The organism is Citromicrobium bathyomarinum (assembly GCA_001306305.2).
In the GTDB taxonomy this organism is placed as follows: domain Bacteria; phylum Pseudomonadota; class Alphaproteobacteria; order Sphingomonadales; family Sphingomonadaceae; genus Alteriqipengyuania; species Alteriqipengyuania bathyomarina.
Window position 1 is genome coordinate 3,092,066 of record CP155577.1, and the last position, 22,332, is coordinate 3,114,397.

The following is a 22,332-nucleotide window of genomic DNA, read 5'->3' on the forward strand; positions in this document are numbered from 1 at the left end:
CTCGCAATGCCTCGAGCCTGAAAGGAGCGCATGGGCCGCAGACCAACTCGCGCCGGAGAGCCCCGGCTCTCCCCGCCACCGCACCCCCAGCGCGAGGTACGCCGCGCACGGGCCGAAATGAATTTCGAGAACCAGTCGCTGCTGGTCCCGCTGTTCGGCCAGTTCGATGCCAACCTCGTGCAGGTGGAAAACCGCCTGTCGGTGTTCATCTCCGCCCGCGGCGACAAGGTGATGATCGAAGGGCCGGAGGATTCGGTCGCCCGCGCGCGGGATGTGTTGCAGGCGATGTACGACAAGCTGGCTCTGGGGCAGGATCTGGACGAAGGCGCGATCGAGGCGATCATCGCGATGACCAACGAACCCACGCTCGACGGGATCATCAAGGGGCGGAAGGCCGGCGAGGACGGCGCACCGCCGATCATGATCCGCACCCGCCGCAAGACCATCGTCCCGCGCAGCGCGGTGCAGGCGCATTACATGCGCTCGCTCAGCCGCGACGACATCATCTTCGCGCTCGGCCCCGCAGGAACGGGCAAGACCTACCTCGCGGTCGCGCAGGCGGTCGCGCAGCTGACCAGCGGCAGCGTGCAGCGCCTGATCCTCAGCCGCCCGGCGGTGGAAGCGGGCGAGAAGATCGGCTTCCTGCCCGGCGACATGAAGGAGAAGGTCGATCCCTTCCTGCGCCCGCTCTACGACGCGCTGTACGACTGCATGCCGCCCGAACAGGTGGAGCGGCACATCGCCAGCGGGGTGATCGAGATCGCGCCCATCGCCTTCATGCGCGGACGCACGCTGGCCGATGCCTTCGTGATCCTCGACGAAGCGCAGAACACCACGCGCGAGCAGATGAAGATGTTCCTCACCCGCTTCGGCCAGAACAGCCGGATGGTGATCGCGGGCGACCCCCGCCAGGTCGACATCCCCGGCGGCGACCGCATGAGCGGCCTCGCCGACGCGGTCGACAAGCTGGAAGGGATCGAAGGCTTCGGCACGATCCGCTTCACCAGCGCCGACGTGGTGCGCCACCCTATCGTGGGGCGGATCGTCGATGCGTACGAGGGGACGGGGGAGTGAAGTTTGGGATGGCGGGGCTGGTCGGTGCGCTCACATTCGCGCTGTCCGCATGCGCCACGCCAACGGACACGGGCATAGCTGAACCGGGGCAGGCATCCGTCACCCAATCGACGGTCATCTACGAGGATATAGCGCGTTTCTGGGAAGCCTATGACGCAATCCGGGCAGAGCCAGACCGGGCCGAGCAGCAGCGACTGATCAATCGGTTGTATATTGATCGTGGCACCCCCGGCCTTCATGCGATGATCCGGGCGCGTAGTTATCGCAGCCAGGAATTCGTCAACGCGATCAATACTGCACCCCAATATTTCGACGCCGTTCGGCCGCACACCTTGCAGATCGCGAAATACGCTCCCTTGATAGAACGGCGTCTCGCGAACATCCGCCGCATCTATCCAGAAGCGCAGCCGGTGCCGGTCTATTTCGTGATCGGCGCGCTTCGGGCAGGTGGAACCGCGATTGATGGCAAGCTGCTGATCGGCGCGGAACTCGCGATGACCGATTCATCGATTCCATCGGACGAACTGATGGCCGACTTCCCCCATCTTGCGGACTATTTCGAATCCAGCCCTATCGATAACCTGGTCGCACTGAACCTCCACGAGTGGGTCCACACGCAACAACGGTCCGAGGGCGGGGTCGATCTGCTGTCGCAGGCGCTGTTCGAAGGGGTTGCGGAATTCGTCTCGACGGAGGGTATTGGCGAACCCTCGCAGCAGCCAGCTATCACCTTCGGCATGGGCCATCACGATGCGGTCATCGAAGCCTTTGCAAGTGACATCGGGCAAAAGGATTTCTCGAACTGGATCTGGGATAGCGGCGAGAATGCCTTCGGCCAGCGCGATCTGGGCTATTATGTCGGCTACGCAATCGCGAAGGGGTACGTCGCATCGGGGCGCGATGCCGATCCCATCGCGACACTAATCGAACTCGATTACAGCGATCTCGACGCGGTGGACGCGGTCGTGGATGTCTCTGGCGTGTTCCCGCGCGAGATGGCCGCCTATCGCGCCAATATGTCGGCGAACTAGCGAACCTTCCACCAATGCTTATCGAAGTGGTTGGGGCGGACCTTTCAGCCCGCCCCCTTTGATCATCGGTCTCAGCCACCCATTCCGTCGACAGCCTTGCTGACGAGGATGTTCACCGCCACGCGGCGGTTCTGCTGCTTGCCGTAATCGGTGGAGTTGTCCGCCACCGGATCGGCCTGCGCCATGCCGGTCGGGGTGAGCATGCGGTACGGCTTCCAGCCGCACTGCTGCTGCAGGTAGTTCACCACCCGCTCGGCGCGCTTCTCGCTCAGCTCCTGGTTGATCTCGTAGCTACCGGTCGAATCGGTGTAGCCGACCACCAGCAACAGCGCGTTGTCCATCTGGTCCGCCTGCGCGGCGGCGCTGCACAGCTCGGCCTGCGCCTGACCCGACAGCTTGTATTCGCCGGTGTCGAAATAGACGTTGGTCGTGCCCTTGACGTTGTAATTGTCGATATCGGCCACGCGCCCGCGCAGCGCTTCGGTCGCGGCGGTCTGTTCGGCAAAGCCCTGCTCGGTCCCGCGCTGGATCATCGCGGCGGTCTTCAGATCGCTGTCCTTCATGCTGATCCGCTGGGCGATCAGGCCGTCTTCCCACTGCACGGTCCGCACGGTGACGGGCACACCGTTATACAGCTGCTCGTCCTCGAGCGAGGTCCGCGCCAGGCCGAGGAAGCCGCCGCGTGCCTTGATCTCGGTCTCCGGGGAGACGAACACGACGGTCTTCGCACCGTCTTCGGTCGTCACCTGAATGCGGTTGTCGCTGCGCGCGGAGATGAACCCGTCGATCTCGGGCCCCTCGGGCAGGTTGGAGATCTCGTCGGGAAGCATGCCGGTGACGGTCAGCGTGGTATCGGCGGTGGTCTCCGCAGAGGTATCCGCCCACTGCTGCTGTGCCGAAACGCTCGCCGGCATGGCCAGAACGGCGATCCCGCAGACCAGCGCGGCCCTGGTGGAGGTGAAGGTGGAGGTAGAATTGCTCTTCATCATTGCGACTCCATCGAATCGGTCGCGCGAGCCTGTGCTGGCCCGCGAGAATGGAACCGGTCGCCCGTTGCTGGCAGACCGGCGTGTGAAGCCCCCGTCAGAGATGTGACGAACGTCGTCTGACGAGGAACCCCAATGCCGACCCGTTGGGCCGGTTCCAGAGCGATCCGGGGCCACAGACCGATTCACGATGGCTTGAGGCAGAAGAGGGACGGCCCGTGCGCTTTCGCAAACGCGGTACGGGCCCTATTCCCGCGCGCTCGAACGACGCAAAAGCTCGGGCAGGATATAGTCCTGGTACAGCCGCTCGCTCTTCGCGTGCGCATCGCGCTGGCCGTAATTTGTTGCGGTGATGACCGTGACCGAGCCAGTCTCGGGCTGGATGATGACCTTGTTGCCGCCATTCCCGTTCATCAGCCGGGCGCGCACGCCCGTGTCGCCGACGCTGAAGGGCTGGATCCACAACAGGTAGCCATATTCGAACCCGCGCCCGTCATCGATCGCGACCTGCGACGTCATCGAGGATTCGATCCAGTCTCGCGGCATGATCTGCCGCTCGCCCACGCGCCCCTGATCGAGGAACAACTGGCCCAGCTTGCCCAGCGTGCGGCTGGTCAGCTCCAGCCCGCCGCCGCCCATCGCCAGGCCCAGCGGGCTGAACTGCCATCCGACGCTCTCGACACCCAGCGGGCCGAACAGGCGTTGCTGCGCGAAATCCTCCAGCTGCTGCCCGGTCGCATTCTCGACCACAGCGCCCAGCGCAACGGTGCCGGCGGTGCAGTAGGAGAAGGCGCGGCCATAGGGGCTGTCTTCGGGCCGGGTTTCCCACGCGGCAAAGCCCTTCACCGGTAGGTCGAGATAGAAGCCGACCCAATCCTCAATCAGATACATCCGCTCCTCATTGCCGCGCGAATACGGGTTCGAATCGTTGCATTCGGCGATCGAGCTCATGGTCAGCAGGTCTTCCACGGTGACCTGTTCCTTGCGCGGATCGGGATTGGCGGGCGCGTAGTCTGGCAAAAGGCTGCGGATGCGCGTGTCGCGGGCCAGCCTGCCGTCACCCGCCGCGATCCCTGCGAGCATGCCGGTGACCGTCTTGGTGGCAGAGCGCGTGTTGCGCAGCGCGTCGGCGCCGCCATCGTCGAAATAGCGTTCGGCGACGATCTCTCCGTCCTGCATCACCACCACGCTGGTGATCCCGGCGACGTCTTCAGTGTGCGCGGCATCGAGGGCTGCGGAGAAATCGGGCGCCGGCTGGGCGAGCACCGCGCCGGGGGTGAGAAAACACAGCAATGCGGCAATCGGGAATTTCACAGGACAGGCTCCTCTTTCGGGTATCCCGACGGCCCTGCCCGCATGGCGCGCGCATTTCTTGTATGTTTCAAACATGGTGCGGGCTTACGCCACCCCGCTCGCACGGCGGAACTTGAGCGGGGGCAGGCCCGCCCGGCGGCGAAAGAAGCGGGTGAAATGCGCTTGGTCGCAAAAGCCCAGCTCCAGCGCGATCTGCGCGATCGGCTGCTCGCTGCGGGCGAGCAGCTCGCACGCGCGCTCGAACTGGCGGTCGCGGATCAGCTCGCCCGCGGTGCGCCCCCAGGCGGCACGGAAAGAGCGGGCGATGTGAACCGGGTGCATGTCCGCCTCGCGCGCGAGTGCATCCAGCGTGACGCCTCGCGCATCCTCTTCCATCACCATCTCGTAGGCGCGGCCAAGCCAGCCGGGGCCAGGTGCATCGTCCGCTGGCCGCGTCTTCGACCGCGCCGTCTCGGCGACTTCTTCGAGCAGCAGCGTGGGCGCATCGAACTCCAGTTCGCCGACCACGCTGAGCATCCGGGCAATGTCGCGCGGGTTGCGCGAGGCGCGCGCGGGGCCTTCGTGAGAGGCTTCGGGCGCGAGGTTCAGGGTGAGAAACCGCCCCTCGGGCCGCAGGAAACGGTCGCGATGCGCGGTACCCGCCGGATTGTCGACCAAGATCGGCGCGCTGGTGACCGGCGGTGCCCCTTGCGCCGAAGTGATGTAATTGCCGCCGAACACGAACACGAGGTGGCGGTCTTCGTGGACATGCGGCTCGATCTCGATGTCGAGCGGTTGGTACACGCCGAAGCGGACATCGCGCACCGTGCGATGGCGGGCCATGTCGCCCCAGATCTGGCCTGGCCCGCGCTGGAGGGACTGCTGCATGCGATCATCCTTTCGACGGGATCGACACTGGCAGACTTGCCCGAGGTGGCTCCCCCGTCAATCGACCACGGACATTGATTGTCCGCCCGGTGGCGCGATCAGGTCTTCGCCACAAGCTTGAGGTCCGGCGTGCCGGAAAGCGGCTGGGACGGCGTCTGGCCATCGACGGGCGGTGCGACCTCGCAGCGGTTTCGGCCCAGCCCCTTCGCGCGGTAGAGCGCTTGGTCGGCGCGCCGCAGCGGCCCGCCCATCGCCTCGCCGGGCAGCGCGCTGGCCAGCCCGATGCTTACGGTCACCGGGTCGGTCTCCGCGAAGGTGAGGCGCGAGATCGCCAGCCGCATGCTCTCGCAGGTCAGCAGCGCCTCCGCCTCGTCCTTCAGCAGCAGCAGGACGAATTCCTCCCCGCCGAGCCGCGCCAGCCGGGCAGCGGAGGGGCGATGCCGGTCGAGGCAGGTGGCGACCGCGCGCAGCACCTTGTCGCCGACATCGTGGCCGAAGCGGTCGTTGAAGGTCTTGAAATGGTCGATGTCGATCACCGCGACCACCGCCGGCTCGTCCGCCTCGGCGGCAGCCAATTCGTCGAACCAGCGGTCCATCGCGCGTCGGTTGGGCAGCCCGGTCAGCGGATCGGACAGCGCCTGCGCCTGCGTGTTCTGCACCACCGACTGGAGGAAGTTGATGATGATCAGCAGCCCCGCCGCGACCATCAGCACGCCGCTGGTGGTCTGCGAGATCACCGCATACAGCGTGTTCGCATACTCCCCCTCGGTCCGGCCACTGCCCAGATAGCTCGCGAAGATCGCCTTGATCGGGAAGTGGACTGTGAGGACCAGAAACAGCACGTAGAGCATGGTGTTGATCGGCGACGGGCGCGCGTGGCGCCTGACCGCGTAGGCGCACAGCGCAGCGGCCATCGCATACCAGCTCTGGAATAGCAGCAGGTTCCATAGCGCGTCGCGCGGCGCATCGAGCGTGAAGAGCCGGTACAGGAACCCGCCCGCCAGAATGGCGATCGCGACCTTCCAGAAGGGTTTGCGGTCGTGGAAATGGGACAGCGCCAGCGCGAGGCCCAGCATCGCGGCCAGGAACAGGGTGAACCCCAGCAACCGCATCGCGTCCGGGTTGACGCCGAACCACACGGCCAGATTCGCCAGCGGGTCCGCCAGGCCGAGCAGGAAGCACAGCGCGAACCAGCGCGCCTTGCTGACCACCGGATGGGCATGGGCCACGGCCATGAAACCTGCGACGAACATGATCGCGATCGACAGGTTCATCAGCAGTGGCAGGATGGCCTGGGGCATTGGTCTGGCAGTTACCTCTTGCGATCGGAGCGCCCCCGCTGGGCTATGGCTTGCGCGGCGACTACCCCTGCCAAGCTTGAAATTGGGTAAAAGTCATGTGCCGCGGCGAGCGTGTTATCCGGTCGTCGCCGCAAGCCGGGCGGGCACAACGGCCACCAGCCACCCCAGCGGGTCGGATCAGCCCGGCATTGAGGGTGAGCTGATCGGGCCCTCTGCGCTCGGCTCGTGATGGGCCCCGCATTCCAGCATCACCTCCAGCGCGCAGACGACGCCTTCCGGCTCGAACCGCAAGTCGACCGCGGTTCCGCGCTTGGACGTTATTCCAGTGCGAATAAGCCGGGTACCGAATCCTTCGCTGGACGGGGCCGCAACCGGCGGTCCGCCCCGCTCACGCCAGGTCAGCGACAGCACGTCGCAATCCTCCCGGGCGTTCACCGACCAGTCGATATGCACCCTGCCCGCGTCATCAGAGAGTGCGCCGTACTTGATGGCGTTGGTGGTCAGCTCGTGGACGATCATGGTCAGCGCCAGCGCGACCTCGGGGTTAAGCAGGAAATCGGGCCCGTCGAGTGGCACGCGATCGTCGAGCGGACCGAAGGTAGCGCCCACCGTGAGCTCGACGATCTCGCGCACGCTCGCCGGGCTCCAGCTCGATTCGGTGAGCAAGCCATGCGCCGCCGCCAGCGCGTGCAGGCGCGCCTTGAAGGTCGCCATCGCAGGCGCAGAATCGGGCACGGCGCGAAAGGTCTGCTGGGCGATGCTCTGAACCACCGCCAGCGTGTTCTTGACCCGGTGGTTGAGCTCCTGAATCAGCAGTTCCTGCCGTTCCTCGTATTCGACCTCCTCGGTCACGTCGGCACCCTGGACGATGATGCCTGTATTCGTACCGTCCCCATCGGAAATTGGCTGGAAGATGAAGTTGAGCACACGCCTGGCGTGGGCAGGTTCGTGGTCCCCGTCGAGCAGCACCGGCTCGCGGCGCCCGATATAGGCCTTGCCCGTCCGGTACACCTCGTCGAGCGTCTCGATAAAGCCCTGCGCGGCGACTTCGGGCAAGGCCTCCGCCACCGTCCTGCCGACAATGTCATCGCGCCCAACCAACCGCAGATAGGCGGCATTGGCCATCTGGAACACATGGGTCGGGCCGCCCAGCACTGCAACGAAGCCGGGTGCCTGCTGGAAGAATTCGAGCAGCCGCTGGCTTTCACGCTCGAGGCTGCGATTGCGCTCCTGCACCGCGTCCGCACGGCGCAACACGTTCACTTCGTCGCGCAGCTTGTGCATCTCGGTAACGTCGACGGTGTGCTGCAAAATATAGCAGGTCTCACCGGTCGGCGAGTGAAGCGGGGTGTGCGTCGCGCTCCAGTACCGTGTGTCCATCCCGCCATCGGGGCGCGCAATGTCGTAGCGGATCAGCGCGATCTCGTCCGGCTCGCCCGTCTCGAGCACGTGGTCGAGCGACTCCCGTAGCTGGCGATAGCTTTCCGAATCCGGATCGGCGGGGAAAGCATCGAACATCTTGCGATCGATGATGTCCTCACGCGCGCGCATGGTGACCGCGCAATACGCCAGGTTCATCCACACCAGCCGCAAGTCCCGATCCATCAGGACGTACGGGTTGGGTGAGGCTTCGGCCAGTTCGAGAAAATCGATATTCAAGGCGGCCCTTCGCGTTGCGCGGTGTTTCCTAACTCGCCGTAAACGCAATTGTTCCCCTCGGGGTCTCCCGCTGCCGCTATCCGTCTGCCTCATCCAGTCCCGCAAGCCGATGCACATAGGCGGCCACATCGCCAGGCCAGTCGGCGATGTTTGCGGCGAGGGCGGCGTCATCGCCAACGAACAGCGCGCGCAGCGCCTCCTCGTAGCCGGGCTGGTCGCCCGCCAGGTCCGTCATCACCCGATATGTGCGTTCGGCACGGACCCTGCGCGGCACGGGTCGCGTGGGGTGAACAGGGTGAACAGAGTCAGCGGGGGGAGCGGCGACAGCAGCACCGCCCTCCTCCCGCCGCGCGGCGTCGATCAACCGGCGGATCACCTGGGACGCACTGGCGGGCTGCTGCTCCAGCCAGTCCCAGTGGCGCGGCAGCAAGGTCACCTCGCGCCCGACCACGCCGAGCTTGGGCCGCCCGCGCCCGCGCGGTTTTTCCTGGGCTTGCGCCGGGCCGGGCTTCGCCGCTCCGCGATCCGCAAGCCGGGCCAGCATGTCCGCCTCGCTGCCCCGCAGATCCAGATCGATCACCCTGCCGCTGGCATCGTCGAACACCAGCAGCGGGCCGTCGGCCCCCTCCCGTTCCGCCTTGCGCACCGCAAGCGCCACCAGGTCGAGCGGGCCGGAGGCGAGCAGGCTGTGGCCCGCAAAGGCAGTCGCGGCGATGTCGGCAAAATCGGTCATGCACGATTATTGCCCGGATAAAATCCTTGCGTCAATATAACCCGGGTAATAATAGGCCGCGCCGAAAGGAACGAGTCATGAAGGGCGATGCCCGCAAGGCCGCGATCGCGGCATACAAGGACCGCACGATCGCAACCGGAGTCTACGCGCTGCGCTTTGCAGGGGAGGACCGCGTCTGGGTCGGCGGCGCGAAGGATCTTTCGGGGATCGAAAACCGCCAGCGCTTCACCATGCGCACCGGCGGCCACCCGCGCCGCGAGCTTCAGACTGCATGGAAGGAGCACGGCGAGGCGGCTTTCAGCTTCGAGATCCTCGAAACGCTCGACCTGCCCGATGACGTGACCGATTTCATCCGCGCCTCCCGCCTCGACGATCGCGTCACGCACTGGCGCGAAGCACTGTCGGCCACTCCGGTCTAAGCGCGCCATCAGCGCACTTTCCTACCCCCGCCCGGATTCGCTAGGGGAGCCCTCATGATCGTGCCCGCGCCCTTCCTTGAGCCCTCCCCACCCGCACCTCGGAGCAGGGCCGTTTTTTCGGTCCCTGGACTGTGTGTCAGGTGTGTCAGGCGCTCGCCTTGCGGAGGGCGTCATGGAGCTTGAGATCGACGTCGAGCACTGGCCGGATGGCGAATGGGATGCGCTGGCGAGCCGCTCGGCGGATGCTGCCGCTCAGGTCGAGCCCGCGCTGGCCAATGCGCGGCTGGAGGCGAGCATCCTGTTCACCTCGGATGCGCAGGTTCACGAATTGAACCGCGACTGGCGCGAGAAGGACAAGCCGACCAACGTGCTCAGCTTCCCGATGCTGGAGCGCGACGAACTGATCGATCTCGCACCCGGCGGCCCGCCCGCACTGCTCGGCGACATCGCGCTCGCGTACGAGACCTGCGCACGTGAAGCGGCCGAGAAAGGCATCCCGCTGGAGGCCCATGCGAGCCATCTGGTGGTCCACGGCCTGCTCCATCTGGCCGGACTCGATCACGAAATCTCGCCAGCGGACGCACAGGAAATGGAGGCGCTGGAGGTGAAGGCGCTTGCACTGCTGGGCCTGCCCGACCCATATGGTGACGCTTGAGAAACAGGAGAGCATTTCAGGGCCATGCCCGAAAACGATAGCGACAAGTCTGCTGGCGCGGGAGACGCGGACAGTAGAGGCGGGCTCTGGCTCGCCATGCGCAAGTTCTTGAACGGCCAAGGCAGCGAACGCAGCCTGCGGCGCGAGATCGAGGACGCAATCAACGAACGCGATCGCGAGGAGGGCGAGGACGAAGCCCACGGAGGCGATTCGCACGACGACGGCGATCTGTCGCGCGAAGAGCGCGAGATGCTGCGCAATCTCCTCCATTTCAGCGAACACGATGCGGACGACGTGGCGATCCCGCGCGGCGAGATCGTGGCGGTGGAAGCCGGCGCCTCGTGGGAGGAGCTGCTGGAAGTGTTTACCGAACACGGCCATTCGCGCCTGCCGGTCTATCGCGAGCAGCTCGACGAGGTGATCGGGATGATCCACATCAAGGACGTCTTCCCATACCTCACCGGCGGCAAGCCGGCCCCATCCGAGTGGACGACGCTGATGCGCCAACCGCTCTACGTGCCGCAGAGCCGCGGTGCGCTCGACGTGCTGGCCGACATGCGCGCGAAACGCATGCACCTCGCGATCGTGGTCGACGAGTTTTCCGGCACCGACGGGATCATCACGATCGAGGATCTGGTCGAGGAGATCGTCGGCGAGATCGAGGACGAGCACGACGACGAGCGGGAGGACTGGATCACCCCGATCGGCGACGGCGTGTGGGAAATCGACGCCCGCGCCGAGCTGGAGGATATCGCCAAGCGGATCGACCCGGCGCTGGCCGAGGTCGAGGAATCGGTCGATACGATGGGCGGCCTGACCTTCATCCTCGCCGAACAGGTGCCGCAGGTCGGCACCAGCGTGGAGCATCCCAATGGCTGGACGATCGAGGTGATCGAGGGCGACGAAACCCACGTGAAGAAGGTCCGCCTGCACGCGCGCGAGGATGCCAGCGAGGAGGAGTAGCGGTGTCGCCTGCCTCGCTACGCCTATCCGCGCAAAATAGGGCTTTTGCGCGCCCCAGCATCCTGCCAAGGTCGCCCTGATGGTCAACCGCCGCCTCCCTCCGTTGCGCTCGCTCGAAGCGTTCATGCACACCGTCCGTCTGGGCTCCGCCCGTGCGGCGGCGAACCAGCTCGGGCTCAGCCCCTCGGCGCTCAGTCGACGGATCGCCACGCTGGAAGAGTTCATCGGCAAGAAACTGTTCACCCGCGCCCGCCAGGCGATGCAGCTGACCGACGAGGGCGCGGCGTTTCACGAGGCGGTGCTGCCGCATTTCGAAGCGCTCGCCCGCGCGGTGGAAGGCCAGTCGGAAAGCACCAGCCTGCTCCGCCTGCACCTGGGCGTCTTGCCTCTGTTCGGCACCCAGCGGCTGTTCCCTCGCCTTGCCGAACTGCGACGGCTGCACCCGATCCTGCATATCGACATCGACACCGGCCCCCATCTGGAAGACCGGGTGGGCGATACGCTGGACGCGGCGATCATCCTCTCGAACCGGCCCAGCGCCGGCTTGCACGCGGTGCGATTGGACGAGAACAAGGTTCATGCGATCACCAATGCCGAACTGGCGGCGACGCTGGGCGACACGCCCGATGCGGGTCTGCTGGCGCGGCAGACCTTCCTGATCCACAACGGGCTGCCCGAAAGCTTCACCGCGTGGAAGGCAGCGCTCGATCTCACCGATCTGGAGCCCGCCGCGATCGATCACTATGATTCGGGCCAGCTGATGCTCGCCGCCGCGGCGCAGGGTCTGGGCATCGCGATCATGCACGACGATCACCGCCGCCGCGCGGCCGACAACCGGCTGGTCAACCTCTACGACGCGGAGGTCGAGAGCCCCTATTCCTACTGGTTCGTGTGTAAGCCCGGCGCGCTGGAAGAGCGCCCCGTGCGCATGTTCCACGACTGGCTGGTCAAGGCTGGGCTCTAGGCATGAAAAAGGGCCCGCCTCGCACGGAGGGGGCCCTTCTTCTCATTGCGCTGCTCTAGCGCTGGTCAAGGCGGAGTTACGAAACGCTCGCCTTCACGATCTTGCCCGGCTGTGCGGGCGGCTCGCCCTTGGGCAGCGCGTCGACGTGGTCCATGCCGCTCTCGACCTGGCCCCATACGGTGTACTGGCCGTCGAGGAATTCGGCGTCGTCGAAGCAGATGAAGAACTGGCTGTTCGCGCTATCGGGCACTTGGGTGCGCGCCATCGAGCAGGTGCCGCGGGTGTGCGGTTCGGAATTGAACTCGGCCTTCAGGTCGGGCTTGTCGCTGCCGCCCATGCCGGTGCCGGTCGGGTCGCCGCCCTGCGCCATGAAGCCGGGGATCACGCGGTGGAACACCACGCCATCATAGAACCCGTCCTTGGCCAGTTCGGTAATCCGCTCGACATGGCCGGGCGCCAGATCGGGGCGCAGCTTGATGACGACGTCCTTGTTTTCGCCGTCGCCGGTGTCGAGCGTGAGGGTCAATTTCTCGGCCATGGGGAATCTCCTTGCAAATTTGCCTTGGCTGCGGGCTAGCGGCAGCGCGCGCGCCTGTCACCCTGCGCGGCGTCTCCGACTTGCTTTTGCCCCGCATCCGCTTAGGGGCGCAAAGCCATGAGCGCCGATCCTCTCCTCGACGAAACGATCGACCCTGCCGGTCTGGCAGTCGAGGACGATACCCACGAAGGCGGCCGCCCCGACGACCGCGTCGATGACGAGCGGCACGACGAGGAAAACCGCCTCAAGCCCGAATATCTCCGCGCGGTGCGCACCGCACTGGAGGAAGACCGGCGCGGCGAACTCTACGAACTGGTCGAGCCGCTGCACCCCGCCGACGTCGCCGACCTGCTCGAACTGCTCGACAATGACCAGCGCGCCGAGCTGACCATCGCGATCAGCGACCTGATGACCAGCGAGGTCGTCGCCGAGCTGAACGACTGGGTCCGCGAAGAAATGATGGAGGGCATGCCCGCCGAGGCGGTGGCCCTGATCGCGGAGCAGCTGGAAACCGACGACGCGGTCCAGATGATCGAGGACATGGGCGCGGACGAACGCGAAGCCGTCCTCGCCGAGATGGACGCGGAGGACCGCGCCGCGATCGAAAGCGCGCTGTCTTACCCGGAAGAGACCGCCGGCCGCCTGATGAGCCGCGAATTCGTCGCGGTGCCCGAGCATTTCACCGTCGGCGACCTGATCGACTACCTGCGCGTCCACGGCACGCTGCTGGGCGATTTCTTCGAAGTCTTCGTGGTCGACGAGGCGCATCACCCGGTCGGCACCTGTGCGCTCAGCTGGATTCTGACCACCCCGCGCCAAGTCGCGCTGACCGATGTGATGAAGCGCGACCAGACCGTGATCCCGGTCCTGATGGATCAGGAAGAGGTCGCGCTGATGTTCCAGAAATACGCGCTGATCTCCGCCGCGGTGATCGATTCGACCGGGCGGCTGGTCGGCCAGATGACGGTCGACGACGTGGTCCACATCATCTCCGAAGAAGCGGGCGAGGACGCCCTGCTGCTCTCGGGTGCGGGCGACGGCGACATCAACGAGCCGATCCGCGAGGCCTTCTCCAGCCGCGTGCGCTGGCTGGTCGCGAATCTGGGCACCGCGCTGGTCGCCTCGCTGATCATCGCGGCCTTCGGCGCGGCGATCGAGCAGCTGGTGGCGCTCGCGATCCTGATGCCGATCGTCGCCAGCATCGGCGGCAATGCCGGCACGCAGACCATGGCGGTGACCGTCCGCGCGATCGCGACCAATCAGCTGACCCGCGCTAACACGGGCAAGATACTGTGGCGCGAGATGCGCGTCGCGATCCTCAACGGCGTGACCATCGCCGTGCTGGTCGGCATCGCGACCGCGCTGGTGTTCGACTGGAAACTGGGCGGCGTGATCGCGCTGGCGATGGTCATCAACGTGGTCACCGCGGGGCTGGCGGGCGTGCTGGTCCCCGTGCTGTTCGAACGCGCCAAGCAGGACCCGGCAGTCGCGTCCTCGGTGTTCGTGACGATGGTGACCGACTCGATGGGCTTCTTCGCGTTCCTCGGGCTGGCCGTGGCGAGTGGGTTGGTGGGGTAGTCCACCACAAACACCTTTAGTTTCGAGTGGGAATAGGAAGTGCGAGAAACTATGCTCAAAAAATGCACCCGGCTGCACTCATTGCCATAGCCATTGTGGCGGTCTGCTGGCTGCTCCAATGGCCGCTCCAGTCCAATATACGAGCAACTCTCAAGGAGCATCATCCCGAGACTTACGAGAGTGTCATAAGCGGTGAGTCCCTGTCAGGGTGGGGCGTCACGATGTTCATATTGAACAACGACTATAAGCGGCTCGACGATCCGGCGATTTCTCGCGATGTTTTGCGCTTAAAGTTGTTGGGAGTGGTTGCAGCCGTTGCTGTAGTCATCGCCGTTTTTGCCACCGCTTGACTGATCAGCTGACCGACCTCTTCCCCTCAGGCGTAAGAGGAGCAGTGAGGTCGAGGCTCTTATTTGTAACCTTATCGTCACCCCGGATTTGATCCGGGGTCAAGCTTCCTTCCAGCGGAGCACCCGAAGCAGCCTTGCCCCGGATCAAGTCCGGGGCGACGGGTCGCTGGCGCTCAGCCTGACCAGCATCCCATTGCCGGACACATCACGGGACAGCGCCGCCTCCCACCAAGGCCAGCGCCGCAATCTCGTCCTCGCCGAGACAGTCCCGCCCCTCTGCGAACGCACGCGCGATCATCCCGTAGAAGCGCGCGTTGAACAGGTTCGCCGCGCTGTTGTCGCGGGTCGCCACCAGCTTTGCAGGCACCCCGGCGATCACGCTGTTCTCCGGAAACACCTTGCCTTCGTTCACTATGCTGTGCCCGGCGACGATGGAATTAGCGCCAATTTCCGCCCCATCCATGATGGTCGCGTTGATGCCGATCAGGCTGCGGTCGCCGATCGTGCAGCCGTGCAGCGTCGCGTGATGGGTGATCGAGCAATCCTCGCCCACGATCGTGCCGCTCCCCGCGCCGACATGGATCATCACGAAGTCCTGGATATTGCTCCGCGCGCCGATCCGCACCTCGTGCATTTCGGCGCGGATGACCGCGTTAGTCCAGACCGACGCGCCGGGGCCGACATGAGTCCGGCCATAGAGATGCGCGCTGTCATGGATGAAGGCCGGTGCGTCGAGGCGAACCGAAGGGCCGATATGTCCCATCGCAAATGCACTCCGTCGAAGAGATTGGCGGCAGGCGGCTAAAGCACGAGCTGTGTCTGGGTGACCACGGCGACGGGTTTTCCATCGGGCCGCGTCATCGTGGTCTGCCACACCGAAATCCGCCTGCCGATGGAAAGCGGCTTGGCGACCGCCGTGACCCTCTCCCCGATCTTCGCCGCGCCGAGGAAGTTGGTCTTGCTCTCGATCGTGGTGGTCCCCTTCGCCCCCTCGGGCAAAGACACGAACGCGCCGACCGCACCCATCGCGTCGGCAAAGGCCATCACCGCGCCGCCGTGGATGATGCCACCGGTGGTGCAAAGCTCGTCGCGGACATCGAGATAGCCCTCGATTGCCTCTGCGGTGGCGCTGGTGATCTCGACCCCGACAAGCTTGGCGAAGGGCATGGAATGGGCAGGATTGGCCGACATTGTTCAGCGCCCCTTCGACACGTGCCACTCGACACGCATTGCAGCGACCTCTTCGCCGTTCTCGTCCGACAGCGAGACTTCGACGGGGAAACGGACCTTCCCCTGCGCCTCAAGCTCTTGAAGCAGTGCCGACGCCTGCTGCCCGATCTTCGCGCGAGCCGTGATCGGCCCCTTGGCGATCTTCGAGTACCGGATGGTCGACTCCGCGGCGACCGGACGGACCTGCATCAGCACGGGCATGAACGCGCCCGCCATCGCTCCGCCCGATGCCGCCTCCGCCAGCGTGAACAGCGCCCCGGCATGCTGCGAGCCGATGTGGTTCTTGGTGTGCGGCTGCTCGTCCAGACGCGCGGTGGCGGTGCCCTCGCCGACCTCGACGATCTCGACACCGACATGATTGGCGAAGGGAACGGTCTTGCCCAGCTGCTCGCGCAAGAGATCGAAAACCTGCATGGTCACTCCTATATATCCAGTGGATACATTGAGAGCCCATGCGAGCGATTCTGTCAACTGCGCGTCGTGCGGGACGCGGTTTGTCATCCCGCAGCCCCTCGCTTATCGGGGACCGGAAGAGTTACGGAGAGGCAGGATTACGGCGCGCGCGACATATCACCACGGCGATCTGAAGGCCGAGGCGCTGCGGGCGGCGCTGCGGGCAATCGAAGCCGGTGACGGAAACGTGCCGAGCATGCGCGCGCTCGCCGAAACGCTCGGCGTGGGGCACCGCGCCTTGTACAACCACTTCGCCGACCGCGAGGCATTGCTTGCCGCCATTGCCGCCGAAGGCTTTGCGAGGCTGGCGGAAAGTCTCGGCACCGCACAGGACGAGCGATCGCATCTGCGGGCCTACATCGATTTCGCGCTGAAGCACCCCGGCCTCTATGCGGTGATGATGGAGCGCCCCTATGCCAGCTTCAACGACGACGCCGCGCTGTCCGCTGCGGTGGACGAGGTCATCGCCGCATCGCTCCATGCGATTGCGCGGGACGGCGACGATCCGGATACGCAGCGGCGCGACGTGATGCGCGTGTGGATGCTCGCCCATGGCGGCCTCGCGCTTCACCGGGCGGGCGCGCTGAAGATGCGGTCGGATGCCTCGTTTGCCGAGGAGCTGATGCGCATCGCGTTCCGCTAGGCAACTTGCCCCGCCTCGACCGCGCACCTACCTCACCCCCATGCCGCTCAACCTGACCAAGATCGCGTTCGGCGCGCAGTCTTTCTCCGACCTCGAAAGCTGGTACGCGAACCGGCGCAGCCCCAATCTCACCACCCGCTATCGCCCGACCCGGTGGGAGGAATGCATCGGCGGGTCGCTGTTCTGGATCCACCAGCACAATCTGGTAGCGCGCAGCAAAATCCTCGGCTTCAGCGAGACCGAGAACGGCCGCTGGTCGATCGACCTCGAGCCGCGGCTGATCCCGGTCTACCCGCAGCCCAAGCGCGCGCACCAGGGCTGGCGCTACCTCAAGGGCGAGCCCCCCCGCGATCTGGCGGAAGGCGAGGAGGTCGGCGACGTGCTGCCGGGCGCGCTGGCGACCAAGCTGCAACGGCTCGGGCTGATTTAGTCGCGAGTTTCGGAAAATCGGAACGCTCCCCTGCCCCTAACCATTGAAGGGGAAAGGAGAATTTTTATGCCCGAACGTCAGAGCCGCCATCCCGACAACGAACTGATCGACCGGATGACCGAAGACGAAACGCCCGACCAGCAGGGATCTGCCGGTGGCGACGTCAACACCCGCGTCGGTGCCCGCGCCGATGTCAACCGCGCGACCGATCCTGACAATCGCGAACCTACCGTTGGCTCGGACAATCCCGAGCAGGACGCTCGCAAGGGCGAGAAGACCATGCGGGCGATCAAGAACGGCAATCAAGCCTGATCGCTTTTTCGGGTGGGGCGGCGCTTTTCCCTCTGGCGCGCCCCACTCGTCCAAACTCATTCACGGCCCGGCGCGCTATGGTTGAGCTGCGGGCCGGTCGTCACGAGGTGCGCGCCCGTATCGATTTTCACGAACGGGAGACATTCTCATGAAGCTTCTACTCAGCACGATCGCCACCGCATCCCTCGCCATCGCCGCGCAGCCCGCGCTGGCCCAGCAGGCAGAGGCACCCGCCTCCACGGAAATGGCGCCGGTTTCGGACTCCGAACTGGAGAACTTCATCATCGCCGCGTCGATGATCGGCAATCTTCAGCAGAATGCCGAGATGGAGAAGGCGGAGAAGGATCAGAAGGCGATTCAGATCCTCTCGCAGGCCCAGCTGACGCCGACACGCTTCAACAGCATCGGCGCTGCGCTCCAGACCGACAAGAACCTGCAGGCCCGCGCCGAGCAGGCCGTGACCAAGCTGCGCGCACAGCAAGCCGAAGGCTGATTACCCGCCTACAGAAAGCCCCGCCCGCGTTGGCGGGGTTTTTTGTGTCCGGTCGCCAGCCAGCCACGGCGCTTCGACGCTCCAGAAAATCACGTCCACGCCCAGATAGTCCCGCGCGAAGGCGACGAATTCGGCGCGGGTGAATTTTTCGCCCGTCTCGGGATTGGTATAGGTCAGCGTAGGCTCCTGAATCGCCATTGCGATCAGCGGCAGATCGTCCTTATGGCGATTGAAGAACGGATAGCTGTTCTTCATCTGCGCGCGCTTATGCGGGACGATGTCCGGCCCGCCCGTGCCGATCCCCTGCTCCACCGCCAACGCAAAGGCACGCTCCATATAGCGATGGTCGTTGTTCCACTCGCAGGGCCAGAAATTGATGTACTGGACGACCTGCGTGTCTTCAAACGCAGCGCGGGCGGCGCGCATATTGTCGAGCGTGCCGGCGAAATAGGCATCGCAGGTAAAGCCGTCCCCTCCGCCCTCTTTCGACAGCGGGTCGAAAGAGGTTTCGGGCAGGTTCACCCCGTAGAGGCGCCCGTCGAACCGCTCGGCCAGCGCGCGCAACAGCGCCTGAAAGCGCGCGCGGACGGCGGGGTTCCACTGCATCGCGGTCCAGCCCTGCCCCTCGGGCTCGCCCTCGCCCGGATTGTCGTACTGGCGCGCGAGCCCGCCGCCATATTCGGGATCGTCGAGCAGATATTGCGGCACGTTGCGCGCGGTCGGCAGAAAGAAGCGGTCCTGAATCTGCGCGAACAGCTGCTTGCCCCGCGCATCGGTGAGCGCAAGATCCGCCTCGATCGCGCTGAAATCGTACACGCCCTTCTCGGGCTCCAGCATCCGCCACGGATAGACGACCTGCGCGCCCTCGATATCGGGGCGGTCGAGCAGGTCGAGGTGCTCCGCCAGTTCGCCGGTGTAGATGAAATTGCGCGGTTCGTCGGCAGCAGCGGGGCTGGCCGCAAGAATGCCGAGCCAGCACAGCAGCGCGATCGCGATCCTACGCATTGCCCTTGCCCTCCCCCGATGCCGACAGTTCGATCCAGAGAAATACCGATGTCTTGGCCACACTCGGTGGCGCGGCACTAACTACCGCCTCAGGACATTGTGCCTTCAGGTCCACTTCGGCGCGCCCAGCAAGGATTGCGGCGAGGCGACGCTGAACTAGCTCAAGGCGTTGGCTTGCGTTGGGCTGGGTCGCATCGAGTGCGCACGTATGAATCATGACGTCCGGGACCGAGCCAGCAACGTCATCAACCACTTCGAATGCGTGGTCCGACATCGGCTCAAGCGCGCCGACCTCATAGGTAAGATAGAATGGGCCGGTAGCTATGCTGCGTGCATCAGCGCCGCTGGCACCAAGAGAAGCAACTGCCAGCAGACAGAGCGCCCTCACCCGAGCTTCTCCGCCACCCGGCGAAGCGTATCGACATAGGCCTCGGCGGGCTGCGCGCCGGGGATCAGGAACTTGCCCGCGACCACCATCGCTGGGACGCCGGTGATGTTCATCTCGTACGCCGCGCGTTCCTCGGCACGGACTTTGGCGGTGTACTCCTCGCTTTCGAGCGCGGCTTGCGCCCCTGCGCGGTCGAGCCCGACTTCCTCGGCAATATCGAGCAACACAGCGTGCTCACCGATCCGGCGGCGCTGGTTGAAATGCGCTTGGAACAGCGCAAGCTTGAGCTGCGTCTGCTTCTCAGGTCCGTGCACCTCCAGCGCCCAGGTCAGCAGTTTGTGCGCGGCCAGAGTGTTCCACATCATCGCATCGGGAGCAGGTTCGCCGCCCTCATAATCGAGCGACACGCCCGCGCGCTGCGCCGCCTCGCGCATCTGGTCCTGCACGCCGCGCGACTGTTCCAGCGTGCGGCCATACTTGCGCGCGATATGTGCGGTGCGTTCTTCGCCCTCTTCGGGCATATCCGGGTTGAGCTCGAACGCGTGCCAGCGGACCTGCGCGTCGATCTCGCCGTCGAGCTGGTCCAGCGCCTGCCGCAAGCCACCCCAGCCGACGAGGCACCACGGGCACATGACATCGGACCAGATGTCGATCGTAAGCGTCTGCGTCATTGGGCGATCCACCAGCGGAAGAGTTGGTGCGCGATAGTGTGCGGCGGGGGCGCGACGATGGGTGCGTCGTCGCGCCCTGCCAGTGCCGCCTCCACATCCTCGCGGGTGAACCAGCCGGCCTCGGCCAGCTCCGTCTCGTCCAGCGTGATCGCGTCGTCGTCCGCATAGGCCATGCAGCCGAGCATCAGCTGGCTGGGGAACGGCCACGGCTGGCTGAGGATGTAGGATACGTCGCGCACCACCACGCCGGTTTCCTCCAGCACTTCGCGCGCCACGCCTTCCTCGATCGTTTCGCCCGGCTCGACGAACCCGGCGAGCGCGGAATAGCGCCCCTCTGGCCAGCCCAGCCCGCGACCCAGCAGCAGCTTGCCGTCATATTCGACCAGCATGATGGTCACCGGGTCGGTGCGCGGAAAGTGCTGCGCGCCGCAGCCTTCATCGGTGTCGCAATTGCGCTGCCAGCCGCCCTTGGCGACATGCGTCGGGTGGCCGCATTGCGCGCAGAAGCGGTGCCGCGCGTGCCAGTCGATGATGCTGCGCGCGCCGCCGTACAGCGCCAGCTGGTCGGGCGCGAGGCTGGTCATCAGCGACCACAGCTGCGGGTTGGCCATGCGCGGGCGGGCATCGCCCTGCGGCGGGACGGCGGCGAAGCACGCCTTCTCGCCCCCATCCGCCCGGTCGATGCCGAGGAACACCAGCTCGGCATCCTGCGGCGCATCGGCCAGCGTGCCCCACGCCAGCCGTCCGCCGTCATCCATAGAAGGCATCAGCCCGTCGAGCAGCAGCAGCCGCGCCTTCCAGTTCATCATCCCGGACAGCGCATCGGGATCGGCGCGCATGTTGTCCGCCCGGTCGAGCGGAGAGCCGGAGAAAGCGATCGGGTACGCGGTACGATCAGCCATTGGTTGCGGCGGCCAGATCCTTGCGCACCAGATCGGGGAATTCGCCCTGGATGGGGTAGGCCTCGCTCGGCATGTACTGGGCGAAGAACCCGGCGCGCAGGCCCGATGCGAAATCGACGAAGGCCGCCGTGCCCGCAGCGCCGCCCCAGCCGAACGCCTTGTCGACCACGCGCCCGCCAGCGCCGAAGCCCTGCCCTTCGACCCACGATCCGGTGAGATCGACCGTGCCGGGCAGGATGTTCGAGGTGCCGATATTGACCGCAGCCTCGCTCAGCACGCGGGTGCCGTCGATCATGCCCTTGCCCAGCAGCATGCGCAGGAAGCGGTCGTAATCGTGCGGACTGCTGACCAGCCCCGCGCCGCCGAAGGGGAAGGCAGGCTTGTCGAGGTAGATCGAGGTTGCCGCCGGGTCGATCGGGAAGATCTGCCCGTTGAGGATGCCGTAATTGGTGGTCAGCCGCCCGACTTCGCTTTCCGGCACGGTGAAGAAGGTGCTGGTCATCCCGGTCGGGCCTAGGATCACGTCCTGCATCACCTGATCGAACGGCTTGCCTTCGACCACTTCGATCACCCGGCCCATCAGGTCGAGCCCGACCGAGTAGGACCACTTGGTGCCCGGCTGATAGACCAGCGGCACGGTAGCAAGCCGGTCGGCGAAGAGCTCGAGGCTTTCGGCAGGTTCGATCGTCGGAATGCCGGGGATCGGCATCCGGCTGACCTGCCCCGGGGCGAGGCCCAGCCGGTAATATTCGTCCTTGAGCGCGCCCTGCTGGATGATCTGGTAGCCAAGGCCGGAGGTGTGGGTCAGCAGCTGGCGGATCGTGATCGGGCTCTTCGCCGGTTCGAGATTATCCTCGCTGATCGCGCCGTCATATCCCTTCTGCACCTGCATCTGCGCGAAGGCGGGCAGGATGTCCGACAGCGGCTGGTCGAGCGCCATCTTGCCTTCGGAGATCAGCTGCATCGCAACCATCCCGGTGATCGGCTTGGTCATCGAATAGATGCGGTAGAGCGAATTGAGGTCGGCCTTCGTGCTGCCGCCCAGCGCCAGCGTGCCGCCGCCGACCGAGTGGGCGTGCGGATCCTGCTTCCAGCCCAGTGCGGCGATCGCATTGGCGAGCTTCTTTTCGGACAGATATTTCTCGATCTCGGCGGAGAGGTGCGGCCATGCCTCGCTGACATCGTGGGCGAACAGCGCGCTGGCGAAAGGCAGGCTCGCGAGCATCGATCCACCCGCAAGATAGGCCCCGCCACGCAGCAGCCCGCGACGCGACAGACCGCTGTCCGTGAATTCCCGATAGGCCATCTCTTGTCTCCGCTAATCCGTTTCGCGGCGAAACTTAAAGCCCGCCCGTCTGCCGTCAATCGCGCAT

26 protein-coding genes are annotated in these 22,332 nt (G+C 65.5%); 12 read left to right on the forward strand and 14 right to left on the reverse strand.

Annotated elements, in window-relative coordinates:
* The first annotated feature begins 30 nt into the window (after positions 1–30).
* Positions 31–1,074, forward strand: a complete 1,044-nt coding sequence (locus tag VO57_015625; GenBank protein XBL69545.1) for a PhoH family protein — start codon at positions 31–33, stop codon at positions 1,072–1,074.
* Positions 1,071–2,105 (forward strand): hypothetical protein, encoded by a 1,035-nt coding sequence (locus VO57_015630; protein ID XBL69546.1) that lies wholly within the window; start codon positions 1,071–1,073, stop codon positions 2,103–2,105. The genes VO57_015625 and VO57_015630 overlap by 4 nt, the downstream gene beginning before the upstream one ends.
* A 71-nt stretch (positions 2,106–2,176) precedes the next feature.
* Here VO57_015630 and VO57_015635 read toward each other — a convergent pair whose 3' ends face one another.
* The 6 genes from VO57_015635 to VO57_015660 all read right to left on the reverse strand — a co-directional run bounded on the left by VO57_015635 (position 2,177) and on the right by VO57_015660 (position 8,965).
* Positions 2,177–3,091: an OmpA family protein gene (locus VO57_015635; protein ID XBL71356.1), complete on the reverse strand. Its 915-nt coding sequence runs from the start codon at positions 3,089–3,091 to the stop codon at positions 2,177–2,179.
* 246 nt (positions 3,092–3,337) lie between these two features.
* The gene (locus VO57_015640) at positions 3,338–4,405 is read right to left on the reverse strand and encodes a serine hydrolase (GenBank protein XBL69547.1); all 1,068 of its coding nucleotides are present in this window, start codon (positions 4,403–4,405) and stop codon (positions 3,338–3,340) included.
* 84 nt (positions 4,406–4,489) lie between these two features.
* On the reverse strand, positions 4,490–5,272 hold the full coding sequence (locus VO57_015645) for an AraC family transcriptional regulator (GenBank protein ID XBL69548.1): 783 nt from the start codon (positions 5,270–5,272) through the stop codon (positions 4,490–4,492).
* 98 nt (positions 5,273–5,370) lie between these two features.
* Entirely contained in the window at positions 5,371–6,573 is a 1,203-nt protein-coding gene (locus VO57_015650) for a GGDEF domain-containing protein (GenBank protein XBL69549.1), read from the reverse strand.
* Positions 6,574–6,750: 177 nt separating this feature from the next.
* Complete coding sequence (locus VO57_015655) at positions 6,751–8,232, reverse strand: HWE histidine kinase domain-containing protein (protein XBL69550.1); 1,482 nt, start codon at positions 8,230–8,232, stop codon at positions 6,751–6,753.
* Positions 8,233–8,308: 76 nt separating this feature from the next.
* Entirely contained in the window at positions 8,309–8,965 is a 657-nt protein-coding gene (locus VO57_015660; protein ID XBL69551.1) for a DUF2239 family protein, read from the reverse strand.
* Positions 8,966–9,042: 77 nt separating this feature from the next.
* On the opposite strand from VO57_015660, the gene VO57_015665 reads away from it, so the two are divergent.
* The 4 genes from VO57_015665 to VO57_015680 all read left to right on the forward strand — a co-directional run bounded on the left by VO57_015665 (position 9,043) and on the right by VO57_015680 (position 11,966).
* The gene (locus VO57_015665; protein XBL69552.1) at positions 9,043–9,384 is read left to right on the forward strand and encodes a GIY-YIG nuclease family protein; all 342 of its coding nucleotides are present in this window, start codon (positions 9,043–9,045) and stop codon (positions 9,382–9,384) included.
* A gap of 172 nt (positions 9,385–9,556) precedes the next feature.
* Complete coding sequence (gene ybeY / locus VO57_015670; protein ID XBL69553.1) at positions 9,557–10,039, forward strand: rRNA maturation RNase YbeY; 483 nt, start codon at positions 9,557–9,559, stop codon at positions 10,037–10,039.
* A 24-nt stretch (positions 10,040–10,063) separates the two neighbouring features.
* A complete protein-coding gene (locus VO57_015675) occupies positions 10,064–11,002 on the forward strand; it encodes a hemolysin family protein (protein ID XBL69554.1) in 939 nt (312 codons plus the stop codon).
* Positions 11,003–11,081: 79 nt separating this feature from the next.
* Entirely contained in the window at positions 11,082–11,966 is an 885-nt protein-coding gene (locus VO57_015680) for a LysR substrate-binding domain-containing protein (GenBank protein ID XBL69555.1), read from the forward strand.
* A 76-nt stretch (positions 11,967–12,042) separates the two neighbouring features.
* Here VO57_015680 and VO57_015685 read toward each other — a convergent pair whose 3' ends face one another.
* Complete coding sequence (locus tag VO57_015685; GenBank protein XBL69556.1) at positions 12,043–12,504, reverse strand: peptidylprolyl isomerase; 462 nt, start codon at positions 12,502–12,504, stop codon at positions 12,043–12,045.
* 117 nt (positions 12,505–12,621) lie between these two features.
* On the opposite strand from VO57_015685, the gene mgtE reads away from it, so the two are divergent.
* Together mgtE and VO57_015695 are read left to right on the forward strand one after the other, a co-directional pair.
* A complete protein-coding gene (gene mgtE / locus VO57_015690; GenBank protein ID XBL69557.1) occupies positions 12,622–14,082 on the forward strand; it encodes a magnesium transporter in 1,461 nt (486 codons plus the stop codon).
* Between the two features lie 62 nt (positions 14,083–14,144).
* Positions 14,145–14,432, forward strand: a complete 288-nt coding sequence (locus VO57_015695) for a hypothetical protein (GenBank protein ID XBL69558.1) — start codon at positions 14,145–14,147, stop codon at positions 14,430–14,432.
* A gap of 205 nt (positions 14,433–14,637) precedes the next feature.
* Here VO57_015695 and VO57_015700 read toward each other — a convergent pair whose 3' ends face one another.
* Genes VO57_015700 through VO57_015710 form a run of 3 tightly spaced genes read right to left on the reverse strand, consistent with a single transcriptional unit; the run spans position 14,638 to position 16,076 of the window.
* Positions 14,638–15,195, reverse strand: a complete 558-nt coding sequence (locus VO57_015700) for a gamma carbonic anhydrase family protein (protein ID XBL69559.1) — start codon at positions 15,193–15,195, stop codon at positions 14,638–14,640.
* 38 nt (positions 15,196–15,233) lie between these two features.
* Positions 15,234–15,623, reverse strand: a complete 390-nt coding sequence (locus VO57_015705; GenBank protein ID XBL69560.1) for a PaaI family thioesterase — start codon at positions 15,621–15,623, stop codon at positions 15,234–15,236.
* Between the two features lie 3 nt (positions 15,624–15,626).
* Positions 15,627–16,076, reverse strand: coding sequence for a YiiD C-terminal domain-containing protein (locus tag VO57_015710; GenBank protein XBL69561.1), 450 nt, complete (start codon positions 16,074–16,076; stop codon positions 15,627–15,629).
* Positions 16,077–16,311: 235 nt separating this feature from the next.
* Between VO57_015710 and VO57_015715 the strand changes: the two genes are divergently transcribed.
* From VO57_015715 to VO57_015730, 4 genes are all read left to right on the forward strand, one after another.
* Positions 16,312–16,758, forward strand: a complete 447-nt coding sequence (locus tag VO57_015715) for a TetR-like C-terminal domain-containing protein (GenBank protein XBL69562.1) — start codon at positions 16,312–16,314, stop codon at positions 16,756–16,758.
* Positions 16,759–16,798: 40 nt separating this feature from the next.
* Complete coding sequence (locus tag VO57_015720) at positions 16,799–17,188, forward strand: DUF1489 domain-containing protein (protein ID XBL69563.1); 390 nt, start codon at positions 16,799–16,801, stop codon at positions 17,186–17,188.
* Between the two features lie 66 nt (positions 17,189–17,254).
* On the forward strand, positions 17,255–17,500 hold the full coding sequence (locus VO57_015725) for a hypothetical protein (protein XBL69564.1): 246 nt from the start codon (positions 17,255–17,257) through the stop codon (positions 17,498–17,500).
* A 148-nt stretch (positions 17,501–17,648) separates the two neighbouring features.
* Positions 17,649–17,993: a DUF4168 domain-containing protein gene (locus VO57_015730; GenBank protein XBL69565.1), complete on the forward strand. Its 345-nt coding sequence runs from the start codon at positions 17,649–17,651 to the stop codon at positions 17,991–17,993.
* On the opposite strand, the gene VO57_015735 is transcribed toward VO57_015730, so the two are convergent.
* From VO57_015735 to VO57_015750, 4 genes are all read right to left on the reverse strand, one after another.
* On the reverse strand, positions 17,994–18,998 hold the full coding sequence (locus VO57_015735; GenBank protein XBL69566.1) for a hypothetical protein: 1,005 nt from the start codon (positions 18,996–18,998) through the stop codon (positions 17,994–17,996).
* A 384-nt stretch (positions 18,999–19,382) separates the two neighbouring features.
* Positions 19,383–20,057: a DsbA family oxidoreductase gene (locus VO57_015740; protein XBL69567.1), complete on the reverse strand. Its 675-nt coding sequence runs from the start codon at positions 20,055–20,057 to the stop codon at positions 19,383–19,385.
* Positions 20,054–20,959, reverse strand: coding sequence for an NAD(+) diphosphatase (gene nudC / locus VO57_015745; GenBank protein XBL69568.1), 906 nt, complete (start codon positions 20,957–20,959; stop codon positions 20,054–20,056). Before nudC ends, VO57_015740 begins: the two co-directional genes overlap by 4 nt.
* Positions 20,952–22,265 carry a serine hydrolase domain-containing protein gene (locus tag VO57_015750; protein ID XBL69569.1) on the reverse strand — a complete coding sequence of 438 codons (1,314 nt, stop codon included), beginning with the start codon at positions 22,263–22,265 and terminating at the stop codon, positions 20,952–20,954. The genes nudC and VO57_015750 overlap by 8 nt, the downstream gene beginning before the upstream one ends.
* Positions 22,266–22,332: the final 67 nt, after the last annotated feature.

Bases quoted from the DNA above. Each gene is read 5' to 3' on its own strand.
- VO57_015735 (XBL69566.1), bottom strand. From the start codon at position 18,998: ATGCGTAGGATCGCGATCGCGCTGCTGTGCTGGCTCGGCATTCTTGCG.
- VO57_015715 (XBL69562.1), top strand. From the start codon at position 16,312: ATGCGCGCGCTCGCCGAAACGCTCGGCGTGGGGCACCGCGCCTTGTAC.
- VO57_015725 (XBL69564.1), top strand. From the start codon at position 17,255: ATGCCCGAACGTCAGAGCCGCCATCCCGACAACGAACTGATCGACCGG.
- VO57_015660 (XBL69551.1), bottom strand. From the start codon at position 8,965: ATGACCGATTTTGCCGACATCGCCGCGACTGCCTTTGCGGGCCACAGC.
- VO57_015705 (XBL69560.1), bottom strand. From the start codon at position 15,623: ATGTCGGCCAATCCTGCCCATTCCATGCCCTTCGCCAAGCTTGTCGGG.
- VO57_015645 (XBL69548.1), bottom strand. From the start codon at position 5,272: ATGCAGCAGTCCCTCCAGCGCGGGCCAGGCCAGATCTGGGGCGACATG.
- VO57_015700 (XBL69559.1), bottom strand. From the start codon at position 15,195: ATGGGACATATCGGCCCTTCGGTTCGCCTCGACGCACCGGCCTTCATC.
- VO57_015625 (XBL69545.1), top strand. From the start codon at position 31: ATGGGCCGCAGACCAACTCGCGCCGGAGAGCCCCGGCTCTCCCCGCCA.
- VO57_015685 (XBL69556.1), bottom strand. From the start codon at position 12,504: ATGGCCGAGAAATTGACCCTCACGCTCGACACCGGCGACGGCGAAAAC.
- VO57_015750 (XBL69569.1), bottom strand. From the start codon at position 22,265: ATGGCCTATCGGGAATTCACGGACAGCGGTCTGTCGCGTCGCGGGCTG.
- VO57_015720 (XBL69563.1), top strand. From the start codon at position 16,799: ATGCCGCTCAACCTGACCAAGATCGCGTTCGGCGCGCAGTCTTTCTCC.
- nudC (XBL69568.1), bottom strand. From the start codon at position 20,959: ATGGCTGATCGTACCGCGTACCCGATCGCTTTCTCCGGCTCTCCGCTC.
- VO57_015730 (XBL69565.1), top strand. From the start codon at position 17,649: ATGAAGCTTCTACTCAGCACGATCGCCACCGCATCCCTCGCCATCGCC.
- VO57_015695 (XBL69558.1), top strand. From the start codon at position 14,145: ATGCACCCGGCTGCACTCATTGCCATAGCCATTGTGGCGGTCTGCTGG.
- mgtE (XBL69557.1), top strand. From the start codon at position 12,622: ATGAGCGCCGATCCTCTCCTCGACGAAACGATCGACCCTGCCGGTCTG.
- VO57_015740 (XBL69567.1), bottom strand. From the start codon at position 20,057: ATGACGCAGACGCTTACGATCGACATCTGGTCCGATGTCATGTGCCCG.
- VO57_015680 (XBL69555.1), top strand. From the start codon at position 11,082: ATGGTCAACCGCCGCCTCCCTCCGTTGCGCTCGCTCGAAGCGTTCATG.
- VO57_015665 (XBL69552.1), top strand. From the start codon at position 9,043: ATGAAGGGCGATGCCCGCAAGGCCGCGATCGCGGCATACAAGGACCGC.
- VO57_015675 (XBL69554.1), top strand. From the start codon at position 10,064: ATGCCCGAAAACGATAGCGACAAGTCTGCTGGCGCGGGAGACGCGGAC.
- VO57_015635 (XBL71356.1), bottom strand. From the start codon at position 3,091: ATGAAGAGCAATTCTACCTCCACCTTCACCTCCACCAGGGCCGCGCTG.
- VO57_015710 (XBL69561.1), bottom strand. From the start codon at position 16,076: ATGCAGGTTTTCGATCTCTTGCGCGAGCAGCTGGGCAAGACCGTTCCC.
- VO57_015650 (XBL69549.1), bottom strand. From the start codon at position 6,573: ATGCCCCAGGCCATCCTGCCACTGCTGATGAACCTGTCGATCGCGATC.
- ybeY (XBL69553.1), top strand. From the start codon at position 9,557: ATGGAGCTTGAGATCGACGTCGAGCACTGGCCGGATGGCGAATGGGAT.